This is a genomic window from Saccharothrix sp. (assembly GCF_031180885.1).
In the GTDB taxonomy this organism is placed as follows: domain Bacteria; phylum Actinomycetota; class Actinomycetes; order Mycobacteriales; family Pseudonocardiaceae; genus Actinosynnema.
The window spans coordinates 454,844-467,013 of the sequence record NZ_JAPSLK010000002.1 but is presented as its reverse complement, the minus strand read 5'-3'; the positions used below and the strand labels follow the sequence as shown (position 1 = coordinate 467,013).

The 12,170-nt window shown below is 71.4% G+C and carries 8 protein-coding genes; 5 read left to right on the top strand and 3 right to left on the bottom strand.

Annotated features, from left to right (window positions below):
* Nucleotides 1–797 precede the first annotated feature (797 nt).
* The 5 genes from RIN75_RS06205 (at nucleotide 798) to RIN75_RS06185 (ending at nucleotide 6,853) form a co-directional block, all read left to right on the top strand.
* Nucleotides 798–2,045 carry a glutamate-cysteine ligase family protein gene (locus tag RIN75_RS06205; protein ID WP_309110799.1) on the top strand — a complete coding sequence of 416 codons (1,248 nt, stop codon included), beginning with the start codon at nucleotides 798–800 and terminating at the stop codon, nucleotides 2,043–2,045.
* Entirely contained in the window at nucleotides 2,042–3,370 is a 1,329-nt protein-coding gene (gene egtB, locus RIN75_RS06200; RefSeq protein WP_309110798.1) for an ergothioneine biosynthesis protein EgtB, read from the top strand. Before RIN75_RS06205 ends, egtB begins: the two co-directional genes overlap by 4 nt.
* A gap of 1 nt (nucleotide 3,371) precedes the next feature.
* Entirely contained in the window at nucleotides 3,372–4,115 is a 744-nt protein-coding gene (gene egtC / locus RIN75_RS06195; RefSeq protein ID WP_309110797.1) for an ergothioneine biosynthesis protein EgtC, read from the top strand.
* Nucleotides 4,112–5,086, top strand: coding sequence for an L-histidine N(alpha)-methyltransferase (egtD, locus tag RIN75_RS06190; protein ID WP_309110796.1), 975 nt, complete (start codon nucleotides 4,112–4,114; stop codon nucleotides 5,084–5,086). The genes egtC and egtD overlap by 4 nt, the downstream gene beginning before the upstream one ends.
* 129 nt (nucleotides 5,087–5,215) lie before the next feature.
* Nucleotides 5,216–6,853 (top strand): alpha/beta hydrolase, encoded by a 1,638-nt coding sequence (locus tag RIN75_RS06185; RefSeq protein WP_375295917.1) that lies wholly within the window; start codon nucleotides 5,216–5,218, stop codon nucleotides 6,851–6,853.
* Here the strand turns inward: RIN75_RS06185 and RIN75_RS06180 are convergent.
* From RIN75_RS06180 to RIN75_RS06170, 3 genes are all read right to left on the bottom strand, one after another.
* Nucleotides 6,850–8,028, bottom strand: coding sequence for a hypothetical protein (locus tag RIN75_RS06180; protein WP_309110794.1), 1,179 nt, complete (start codon nucleotides 8,026–8,028; stop codon nucleotides 6,850–6,852). The genes RIN75_RS06185 and RIN75_RS06180 overlap by 4 nt on opposite strands.
* 22 nt (nucleotides 8,029–8,050) lie before the next feature.
* The gene (locus tag RIN75_RS06175; RefSeq protein WP_309110793.1) at nucleotides 8,051–8,407 is read right to left on the bottom strand and encodes an MMPL family transporter; all 357 of its coding nucleotides are present in this window, start codon (nucleotides 8,405–8,407) and stop codon (nucleotides 8,051–8,053) included.
* 869 nt (nucleotides 8,408–9,276) lie between these two features.
* Nucleotides 9,277–12,090 (bottom strand): aconitate hydratase, encoded by a 2,814-nt coding sequence (locus RIN75_RS06170; protein ID WP_309110792.1) that lies wholly within the window; start codon nucleotides 12,088–12,090, stop codon nucleotides 9,277–9,279.
* Nucleotides 12,091–12,170 lie beyond the last annotated feature (80 nt).

The window sequence follows — 12,170 nt, the reverse complement described above, 5'->3', positions numbered from 1 at the left end:
TGGCTCACCCGGAGACGGGCCGCCGTCGCGTCTGCGGCGGCGGCCGTGGTGGTGTGCGGCGGCGGCCGTGGTGGTGTGCGGCGGCGGCCGTGGTGGTGTGCGGCGTGGTCGCCGCGGTGGTGGCGAGCGGTCCTCCGCCCGTCGCGGAGCCCGGACGGGCGGTGGCCGGTTCCAGGCCCCTACGACGACCGAGACGACCACGACTACGACCACGACTACGACCACGGGGACGACCCGGATCGACACGATCGCCCCGACACCCGACCGGACGACCAGGACCACGACCACCACCACGAAACCGCCGCCGCCACCCGCCGACGATGGTTTCGCTTGGCTGCCGTGGGGACCGGCCGACCCGAGCGGCCCACCGCCGGACCAGTGGTGCGGGCCTTGCTGCGCAGCATCCGGACGCCCTCCAACCCGCTGCTTGTGCACACCCTCCCGCGTGCCACCGCGTACAGCGAAAACAACTGGGCATCGAGGCGCCGAACGTCGTGGAGCAGCGCCTGGACACCGGCCACCACCGCACCTCGGGCCTGCGCCCGCTGGTCCGGTCCGGCGGCCGGGTCTTCCTCCTGAACGACCGGTGGACGCCGGCCGACGGGTCGTGCTCCCCGACAACGAGGACGTCCGGTGGCAGTTCTCCCGATGAGCACTTCGGGGTCACACCGGGCACTGTCCGAATCGCCCCGAATACATCACGCGAACGGCGGTTGTCCTTGTTCCACAAGGCTTTCACGGCATGCGATTGTCGGTCCCCCCGTGTAGCGTCGAAACGACGAGGATGATCACGGGGAGTGCTGAAAGTGACTGCTGTCCGTAACACCCCGCCTGCGGGGCCGAGCCCGGCGGTCTTCCGGGACCGAGCGGAGGCCGAGGCCTACGTGGCCTCGGTCTGCTTCAAGCACGGACCTCCGAGGCTGCTCGGAGTCGAGATCGAATGGACCGTCCACCACCGAGAAGACCACACCAAGCCCGTCGACGCGACCGCACTCGCCGCCGCCCTGGGCAAACACGCGCCACCCACGCTCGTCCCCGACAGTCCCCAACAGCCGCTTCCCGGCGGCACGCCGCTCACCGTCGAACCGGGCGGCCAGGTCGAGATCTCCACCCCGCCGAGCAGCTCCCTCACCGAACTGCTCAAGACCGTCGCGGACGACATCGACCACCTCAGCCGCCTGCTCTCGCCCCACGGCCTCGTCCTCGGGCACCGCGGCGCCGATCCCCACCGACCACCGCGCCGGGTGCTCCAGGTCCCCCGGTACGCGGCCATGGAACAGGCCTTCGGCCCACGCGGCCCCGACGGGCTCACGATGATGTGCAGCACGGCCGGGCTCCAGGTGTGCCTCGACGTCGGCCTCAAGGAAGACCTGCCCGCGCGCTGGGCCGCCGTGCACGCGCTGGGACCCGTGCTCATGGCGCTGTTCGCCAACTCGCCGGGTGTCGGCGGCCGGCGGACCGAGTGGGCCAGCGCCCGGATGCGCAGCCTCTACGCCACCGACCCGATTCGCACCCGGCCGGCGGCGGTGTGCGCGGACCCGGCGGCGGCGTGGGCGCGGCGGGTGCTCGACTCGCCGGTCATCGTGCTGCGCAGACCGGGGCCGAACTGGCTGCCGCCGCACCCGTTCTCCTTCGCCGACTGGATCGACGGCGCCCTGCCGTCCCGACCCACCACCGACGACCTCGACTACCACCTGACGCTCCAGTTCCCGCCGGTGCGCCCGCGCGGCTACCTGGAGGTCCGCTACCTCGACACACCGCCGGACGGGCAGTGGCTGCCGCCGGTGGTGCTGATGGCCGCGCTGTTCAGCGACCGGTCCGTGGTGGACGGCGTGCTCGCCGCCACCGAGACCGCCGCCGGCCGGTGGCTCACCGCCGCCCGGCACGGCCTGGACGACCCGGTCCTGGCCCGCGCCGCGCGCGACGTGGTCGACCTGGGCTGCGCGGCGCTGCACCGCACCGACCTGCCGGTCGGCCAGGCCGACGCGATCGCCGAAGAACTGCACCGACAACTCGCTGAGAAGACCGGAGGGGGCCGATCATGACCAGCCAGTTCACCCGGGGGGCCGAACAGGTCCGGGACCACGTCGCCGCGCAGCTGGACCGCGCGCGGCGGCGCAGCAAGCTGCTCACCGACGCCGTCGACGACCACGACCTGGTCCGCCAGCACTCCAAGCTGATGTCCCCGCTGGTGTGGGACCTCGCCCACATCGGCAACCAGGAGGAGCTGTGGCTCGTCCGGGACGTCGGCGGGCGCGAGCCGGTGCGCCAGGACATCGACGAGCTGTACGACGCTTTCAAGCACGCCCGCGCGGTGCGGCCAGAGCTGCCGCTGCTGGGTCCGGCCGAGGCCCGCAAGTACGTGTCCGAGGTGCGGGACAAGGTCTTCGACGTGCTGGAGACCAGTCCGCTGGAAGGCCGCCGGCTCGTCGACAACGGGTTCGCGTTCGGCATGATCGTGCAGCACGAGCAGCAGCACGACGAGACCATGCTGGCCACCCACCAGCTGCGCGTCGGCCCGCCGGTGCTGGACGCGCCGCCACCGCCGCGCGGCGGCCCGGTCGGCCCGGCGGAGGTGCTGGTGCCCGGCGGCCCGTTCACCATGGGCACGTCCACCGAGGCGTGGGCGCTGGACAACGAGCGCCCCGCGCACCAGGCGTTCACCGACCCGTTCTTCATCGACACGACCCCGGTCACCAACCGCGCCTACGCCGAGTTCATCGCCGCCGGCGGCTACACCGACCCGCGCTGGTGGTCCGAGGCGGGTTGGGCGCACGTCCGGAAGGCCGGTCTGCACGCACCCAGGTTCTGGGAGCGCGAAGGGGACCAGTGGTTCCGCACGGCGTTCGGCGTGACCGCGCCGCTCGACCCGGACCAGCCGGTGGTGCACGTCTGCTACTACGAGGCCGAGGCGTACGCGAAGTGGGCGGGCAAGCGGCTGCCCACCGAGGTCGAGTGGGAGAAGGCGGCCCGCTTCGACCCGGCGACCGGGCGCTCCCGGCGCTACCCGTGGGGCGACGAGGACCCGACGGACGCGCACGCCAACCTCAACCAGCGGCACCTGTCGCCGGCGCCGGTCGGCGCGTACCCGGCGGGCGTCTCGCCGCTGGGCGTGCACCAGCTGATCGGTGACGTGTGGGAGTGGACCAGCTCGGACTTCCACGGCTACACCGGGTTCGAGGTGTTCCCGTACGCGGAGTACTCGCAGGTCTTCTTCGGACCGGACTACAAGGTGCTGCGCGGCGGCTCGTTCGGCAGCGACCAGGCGGCCGTGCGCGCCACGTTCCGCAACTGGGACTACCCGATCCGGCGGCAGATCTTCGCGGGCTTCCGCTGCGCGCGGGACGCGCGGCCGGAGGAGCTGGCCTGACGTGTGCCGCCACCTGGGTTACCTCGGCCCCGCCGTGCCCATCGCGAGTCTCGTGCACGACCCGCCGCACTCGCTGCTGCACCAGTCGTACGCGCCGCGGGACATGCGCGGCGGCGGCACGGTGAACGTGGACGGCTACGGCGTCGGGTGGTACCCGGCGCCGGGCCGGGCCGTGCGCTACCGCCGGGTCGGGACGCTGTGGTCGGACGAGAACCTGGCTGCGCTGAGCCGGGAACTGCGTTCGAGCGCGATCCTGGCCGCCGTCCGCTCGGCCACGGTCGGGATGCCGATCGTGGAGACGGCGTGCGCGCCGTTCACCGACGGCGAGTGGCTGTTCAGCCACAACGGCCGGGTCACCGACTGGCCCGGCTCGGTCGCCGACCTGGCCAAGACCCTGCCCACCACCGACCTGCTCACCCTGGACGCCCCCACCGACTCCGCCCTGCTGTGGGCGCTGGTGCGGTCGCGCCTGGCCACCGCACCCCCCGCGCACGCATTGGCGGGGGTGGTGGCCGAAGTGGCCGCCGCCGCACCCGGCTCGCGGCTGAACCTCTTGCTCACCAACGGATCCGTCCTCGTCGGCACCACCTGGACCCACTCGCTGTGGGTCCGCCGGGTCGACGACGCGGTGACCGTGTCCTCGGAACCGCTCGACGACGACCCGCGCTGGCGGGAGGTGCCCGAGGGACACGTCGTCACCGCGGATCCCTCCACAGTGGACGTTCAACCGATGGGACGACGATGACCGAGCCAGTGCTGGACGTGCACCTGACCCCGGAGGAGGCCGCGATCGCCCTCCGGGCGGAGGCGAAGGCGGGCCTGACCGCGAGCCCGAAGTGGGTCTCGCCGAAGTGGTTCTACGACGCCGTGGGCAGCGACCTGTTCGAGGAGATCACCCGGCTGCCCGAGTACTACCCGACCCGCGCCGAGCGCGAGATCCTGCTGGCCAGGGCCGGGGAGATCGCGTCGACGACCGGCGCGCACGCGTTGGTGGAGCTGGGTTCCGGCTCCTCGGAGAAGACCCGGCTGCTGCTGGACGCGTTGCGGGACCACGGAACCCTCAACGAGTTCGTGCCGCTGGACGTCTCGGTGTCCGCCCTGACCGACGCGGCACAGCAGATCATGGCCGACTACCAGGGCATGAAGGTGCACGGCGTGGTCGGCGACTTCACCGAGCACCTGGGCCTGCTGCCGGGGGCTTCGCCGCGACTGGTCGCCTTCCTGGGCGGCACCATCGGCAACTTGATCCCGGAGGAGCGCGACAAGTTCTTCGCCTCGGTGCGGGACGTGCTGGAGCCGGGGGAGTGGCTGCTGCTCGGCACGGACCTGGTGAAGGACCCGGAAGTGCTGGTGCGGGCCTACGACGACGCCCGCGGGGTGACGGCCGAGTTCAACCGCAACGTGCTCCGGGTGCTCAACCGCGAGTTGGGGGCGAACTTCGTGCCCGAGGAGTTCCGCCACATCGCGTTGTGGAACGCCGAGGAGGAGTGGATCGAGATGCGCCTGCGCGCGGACCGGGCGGCGAAGGTCCACGTGGAGGCGTTGGGGTTGGACGTGGAGTTCGCGGCGGGGGAGGAGTTGCGGACCGAGGTGTCGGCGAAGTTCCGGCGGGAGGGCGTGACGCGGGAGTTGGCCGAGGCCGGGTTCGAGTTGCACCGGTGGTGGACCGACGAGGAGGGCCGGTTCGCCCTGTCCCTGTCCCGCGCCATCGGCTGAGTCGACCCGGTGTGGGCGCCGAGTGGCTCAGCGCCCACACCGGGTAGGCCGATCGGATGGAGCAAACCCTCCGTTCTGCGGGTGTTCCCGAACCGCTCCGGATGGGAGCCTCGCGCGACGGTGCCGTGGATGTCGACGAGGGGCGGCACCGATCCGCCACGCGAGGGAGTGCCGCTCGTGAAGCTTGGTTCTAGAACGTTGGTCGCCGCGCTGGCGCTGGGCACCGCGGTGTCCGGCCTCGTGGCGACCGGTAGCGCCGGCGCGCAGGAAGCCCTGGGTGGCGCGCCCGTCCAGTGGAGCAAGTGCGCGGACGACGTGCTGGCGCAGATCCCCGCCGCCCAGCGGGAACGGGTCACCTGCGCCAACCACCCCGTGCCGCTGGACCACCGCAGGCCGCACGGCGCGAAGATCACCATCGCCCTGATGAAGGCGCCGGCGACCGACCAGGCCAACAAGGTCGGGTCGCTGTTCATCAACCCCGGTGGGCCCGGTGGCGCCGGGCTCATCTACTCCGCGTACGGCAGCTCGTTCTTCCAGCCGGAGATCATGAAGCGGTTCGACCTGATCGGGTTCGACCCGCGCGGGGTCGGCCGGAGCACCCCGTTGCGGTGCTTCAAGACCGAGGAGGAGGCCAACGAGGTCTTCGGGCGCATGTCGTCGGTCCCGGTCACCCGCACCGAGATCCGCGACACGATGGACGCGACCAAGGACTACACCGACTCGTGCGCGAAGGTCGCCGGGCCGCTGCTGGACCACATGTCGACCGAGGACGTGGCGCGTGACCTCGACCTGCTCCGGCAGGGTGTGGGCGACCGAGAGCTGACCTTCGTCGGCTTCTCCTACGGCACGCTGCTCGGCGCGACCTACGCGAACCTGTTCCCGCAGCGGTCCCGCGCGCTGGTGCTGGACGGCAACGTGGACCCGGCGCTGCGCACGTCCAACGGCGCCGAGTACGACCGGCAGCGCGCGCAGGGCTTCGAGCTGGCCCTGGACGCGTTCCTCAAGCGCTGCGACGCCGAGGGCGACAAGTGCGCGTACAGCGACGGCGACCCGCGCGCCAAGTTCGACGAGGTCCGCGACTCGTTGCGCAAGGCGCCGATCACCCTGCCCTCGGGCCAGGTCGTGACCTACGCCGGCTACATCGGCCGGGTCACCGGCGACCTGTACGCGCCGACCCGGTTCAAGGCGCTGGCGGCGTGGTTGCAGTCGATCTACGCCGTGCTGCACCCGTCGGCGGCGTTGACCGCGCAGGCGGAGCCGGAGCTGGAGAAGCCGTTGGCCAACAAGCACGGCATGGCCGACGTGCGGGCGGGTCTGGCGGACGCGGAGTACCTGTCCGACGACTCGTACTACGGCGTGAACTGCACCGACAAGCCGTTCACGCGGATCCCGGAGCTGTTCCCGTACGTGGCGGCGAAGTGGGAGCGGGAGTCGCCCACGTTCGGCCGCCAGCAGGCCGCGGCCGACCTGCTGACGTGCGCGTCGTGGCCGGTGCCGAAGCCGGACCGGTACGCGGGTCCGTGGCACAAGCGGACCAAGAACCCGGTCGTCGTGGTGGGCAACTACTACGACCCGGCGACGCAGTACAAGTTCTCCCAGCGCATGGCCCGCCAGCTCGGCAACGCGGTGCTGCTGAGCGTGGACGCGTTCGGGCACTGCATCCTGGGTGACAGCGCGGGTGCGGACACCGTGGTGACCGACTACCTGGTGAACCTCAAGACGCCGGCCGCCGGGCAGGTCTTCCAGCCCAACGTCCAGCCGTTCTAACGGGTTCGCGTGCGGCGGTCGCGCAGGACGAGCGCGGCCGCCGCACCGGCCAGCACCACCGCCGAGGGGTGGAAGTCGAGCACCGGGTCCAGGCTGACGAAACCCGGCAGCTCGCCCACGTACCCACCGTTCCGCAGCACCTGCCAGGCGGAGGACTCGGTCATCGGCGTGTAGGCGAACCAGCCGAAGGACTCGGTCGGGACGGTCGAGAACAGGGCGGCCACCAGGAACAGCCCGGTTCCCAGGACCAGCAACGGGAACCACACCCCGGGTCGGCCGGCGTGCAGGTCGTGCGCCATGACCACCAGCGCCCCGGCCAGTGCGACCACGGCCGGAAGCGGTTGTGCCGCAACGAAGTCCGCCATCGCGAAGGCCGCCGTCGCACCCGCGAGCCGCCAACTGCGCAGCCGCCACGCCGCCGCCAGCAGCACGGCCGTGCCCGCCGCGCCCCCGAAGTCCCACAGCGTGCTCAACGGCCCGACCACCGCGAGCGGCACCCAGTCCCGCCACCCGTGTGCCAGCCCGAAGGCCACCGCCGCCCCGGCGAGCAGCACCACCTCGGGCCGCGTGGCCGCGTCCGCGGTGGCGAACGCGGCCTCGAACTGCGCCTGGCTCAGGAACCGCATCCCCGGCCCAGAGGTCTCCGGCCTGGTGTACCAGGCGGCGGCGAGGTAGCCGGCGGCGGTCGCGAGCACCACAAGGCTCCGTGCCTGCCACGCCCACAACGCCAACCCCGCCGCCACCACCACGGCGACCACCACGGACAGCGCCCAGTCCGAGCCCGTGGAGCCGCCGATCGCGACCGCGGTCGACGCGCTCAGGTCGGCGTAGTACGCACCATAAGTGCCGGTGTGGTCCCACACCGGCGCGAACGCCTCCCACTCCTCGCCCAGGAACGCGAGCAGCACGCCCGAACCCGTGGCCAGCAGCGGGAACCACTCGCCGGGCCGCCGCGCGTGCACGTCGTGCGCGGCGATCAGCAGCGCGCCGGTCAGCGCGACCAGCGCCGGGAACGGCTGGTGGGTGACCAGCGCCGCCACGGTGAACGCGGCCGTCGCCATGCCCAGCCGCACCGACCGCGTCCACCCGGTCACCACCACCAGCACGGCGGCGCCGACCGGCGGCCCGTACTCCCACAGCGTGCTGAGCAGTCCCACCAACACCAACGCGAACATCCGCAGACCCCCTCGAAGGAGATCACCCTAGCGAGCCCTCGGCGAGGCCGAACCGGGTGTGCACGCGGCGCAGGAACGGTGGCGCCCACCAGTTCGCCCGACCCGCCAACCGCATCAGCGCCGGCACCAGCACGGCCCGCACCACGGTGGCGTCCACCAGCACCGCGACCGCCATGCCCGCGCCGAGCATCTGCAGGTACATGACGCTGCCCGTGGTGTAGGCGGCGAACGACAGGGCCAGGATCGCGCCGGCGGCGGTGATCAGCGGCTCCGAGGAGTACCACCACAGCGGGGACGAGCGGACCGCCGTGACCACCGGCCTCCAGCGCTCCGTGGTGCAGGAGGAGATCCGCACCGGGTTCGGGCAGATCCGCGACATCCCGTCGCAGGCTCAGCCTCCGCCACCGCGCCCGGGTCCCGCACCCCCGCGCCGACCACGCGGACGGCGTCGGTCTGCTCCTGCGGCTGGACGCGTCCGGCGGCAGGATCCGGTCGTCCGGCAACCCGAACCGCGGTCCCAACACCGGCGCGGCCACCAGCAACAACCCGACCAAGGCCACACCACCCGTCCACAATGGACGGTTCATGGCAATATTGGCCGTACGCGCCCACAACCCGGCCGACCGCTCCCGCGCCGGATGTGGCTTCAGCATCGCCAGCGCGGCGGGCAGGATCGTCAGCGCCCCCGCCACGGACTAGCCCGGCGAGCGTGGCGACCATCGCGAACAGCCCGACCCCGATCGTCACCAGCGCCAGGGACACCCTCCGGTAGAGCAGGACCAGCAGCAACAACACCACCGGCACCACGATCAGCTCCGCCCGCAGGAAGTCCCGCGCGGCCTGCGCGCCGACCTGCCGGAACACCTCGTCCTGCCCGCCGACCGCGACCCAGGCGCGGGGCGAGCGACCGCCAGTGCTTTTCTGCGCATTCGCACCTCCCTGTGCACGCCGATTCCACGCGTGCGGCCACCCGCACGTCGCGCAATTGGCGGCAAGGGCCGGTGGTCGATCCCCGAACAGGCGCGGACCAGCGAAGATCCGGCTGAAAGGCGCTCTGGCGAAGTAGGAACGGGTCGGTAGTCGAAGGTTGGGTGCGAATTTGGCGGGGCTGAAGGGTTATCACTCGAAGGGGTGAAGACGAGCGTCCGTCGTTTTTGATCGGCGCTGCGTTACACCTTCCGCGGAAATAGTCGCCCAACCAAAAGGGCCGCCCACCCGGCAGGTGGACGGCCCCTTCAGGTCGAGCGACTAGCTGCGGACCATCTTGCGGAGCACGTACTGCATGATGCCGCCGTTGCGGTAGTAGTCGGCCTCACCGGGCGTGTCGATGCGGACCACCGCGTCGAACTCCACCTTCGCGCCGTCCGCCTTCGTGGCCACGACCTTGACCGTCCGCGGCGTCTCACCGTTGTTCAGCGCGGTGATGCCGGTGAAGTCGTAGGTCTCCGTGCCGTCCAGGCCCAGCGACGACGCGGACTCGCCGGCCGGGAACTGCAGCGGCAGGACGCCCATGCCGATCAGGTTCGACCGGTGGATGCGCTCGAAGGACTCGGCGATGACCGCACGCACGCCCAGCAGCGAGGTGCCCTTCGCGGCCCAGTCGCGGGACGAGCCCGAGCCGTACTCCTTGCCCGCCAGCACCACCAGCGGCACACCGGCGGCGGCGTAGGCGACCGACGCGTCGTAGATGGTGGTCTGCGGCGCGCCCTCCTCCAGGAAGTTCCGGGTGAACCCGCCCTGCACGTCGTCCAGCAAGAGGTTGCGCAGGCGGATGTTGGCGAACGTGCCCCGGATCATCACCTCGTGGTTGCCGCGGCGGGAACCGTAGGAGTTGAAGTCCTTGCGCTCCACACCGTGCTCGGTGAGGTACTTGCCCGCGGGCGAGTCGGCCTTGATGGCGCCGGCGGGGGAGATGTGGTCCGTGGTGACCGAGTCGCCCAGCAGCGCCAGCACGCGCGCGCCGCCGATCTCGGTGACCGGCTTCGGTTCCATCTCCATGCCCTCGAAGTACGGGGGCTTGCGCACGTAGGTGGACTCGGCGTCCCACTCGAAGGTCTTGCCGGTCGGCGTGGGCAGCGACTGCCAGCGCTGGTCGCCCGCGAACACGTCCGCGTAGCCCTTGGTGAAGCCCTCCGGCGAGATCGCCGACGCGACGACCTCGGAGATCTCCTGCGGCGACGGCCAGATGTCGGCCAGGTACACCGGCGCGCCGGACGGGTCGGTGCCCAGCGGCTCGGTGGTGATGTCCTTGTCCATCGAACCGGCCAGCGCGTACGCCACCACCAGCGGCGGGGACGCGAGGTAGTTCATCTTGATGTCCGGGTTGATCCGGCCCTCGAAGTTCCGGTTGCCCGACAGCACCGACACCGCGGCCAGGTCGCCCTGGTTGATGCCGGCCGAGATCTCGTCCTGCAGCGGACCGGAGTTGCCGATGCACGTGGTGCAGCCGTAGCCGACCAGGTGGAAGCCGAGCTTCTCCAGGTACGGCAGCAGGCCCGCGCGCTCGTAGTAGTCCATGACGACCTTCGAGCCCGGCGCCAGGGTCGTCTTGACCCACGGCTTGCGCTCCAGGCCCTTCTCCACGGCCTTCTTCGCCAGCAGCGCCGCGCCGATCATCACCGACGGGTTGGACGTGTTGGTGCACGAGGTGATCGCGGCGATCGCGACCGCGCCGTGGTCCAGCTCGAACTCGGCGCCGTCCACGGTCACCTTGACCGGGTTGGACGGCCGGCCCTTGGAGCCCTCGGCGGCTGAGTGGAACACCCGCGGCTCGCCGCCGCTGTCGCCGTTGGACACCGAGATCGGGTCGCTGGCCGGGAACGTCTCGTCCACGGCCTCGTCCACAGTGGACTTGGAGTTGTCCTCGGTGTGCGCCACGTAGGCACCCAGCGCCTGGCGGAACGCCTCCTTGGCGTTGGCCAGCTCGATGCGGTCCTGCGGGCGCTTGGGGCCGGCGATCGACGGGACGACCGTCGACAGGTCCAGCTCCAGCGTCTCGGAGTACACCGGCTCGTGCGCCGGGTCGTGCCACAGGCCCTGCTCCTTGGCGTAGGCCTCGACCAGGGCGAGCTGCTCGGCCGAGCGGCCGGTCAGCTTCAGGTAGTCGATGGTCTCGCCGTCGATCGGGAAGATCGCGCAGGTCGAGCCGAACTCCGGGCTCATGTTGCCGATGGTGGCGCGGTTGGCCAGCGGCACCGCGCCCACGCCCGAGCCGTAGAACTCGACGAACTTGCCGACCACGCCGTGCTTGCGCAGCATCTCGGTGATCGTCAGCACCAGGTCCGTCGCGGTCGCGCCGGCGGGCAGCTCGCCGTGCAGCTTGAAGCCGACCACGCGCGGGATGAGCATCGACACCGGCTGGCCCAGCATGGCCGCCTCGGCCTCGATGCCGCCGACGCCCCAGCCCAGCACGCCGATGCCGTTGACCATCGTGGTGTGCGAGTCGGTGCCGACCAGCGTGTCCGGGTACGCCTGGCCACCCCTGACCATGACCACGCGGGCCAGGTGCTCGATGTTGACCTGGTGCACGATGCCGGTGCCCGGCGGGACGACCTTGAACTCGTCGAACGCCGTCTGGCCCCAGCGCAGGAACTGGTAGCGCTCCTTGTTGCGCTCGTACTCCAGGTCGACGTTCAGCTCGAACGCGTCCGGGCGGCCGAAGATGTCGGCGATGACCGAGTGGTCGATGACCAGCTCGGCGGGCGCCAGCGGGTTGACCTTCGACGGGTCGCCGCCCAGGTGGGTGACGGCCTCGCGCATGGTGGCCAGGTCGACCACGCAGGGCACGCCGGTGAAGTCCTGCATCACCACCCGGGCCGGGGTGAACTGGATCTCCGTGTCCGGCTCGGCGGACGGGTCCCAGGAACCCAGGGCGCGCACGTGGTCGGCGGTGATGTTCGCGCCGTCCTCGGTGCGCAGCAGGTTCTCCAGCAGGATCTTCAAGCTGTACGGCAGACGCTCGGCGCCCTCGACCGCGCTCAGCCGGAACACCTCGTACGAGGCGTCCCCCACGGTGAGCGTGCCGCGGGCGCCGAAGCTGTCCTTGCTCGCTGGTGCAGTCACGTGAAACTCCATCTGGTGACGCGCAAAGTCGGTTTGGGAACTTCTGGTGAGTCTTCCGCACCCGGGAGTGCGGCGCGCTC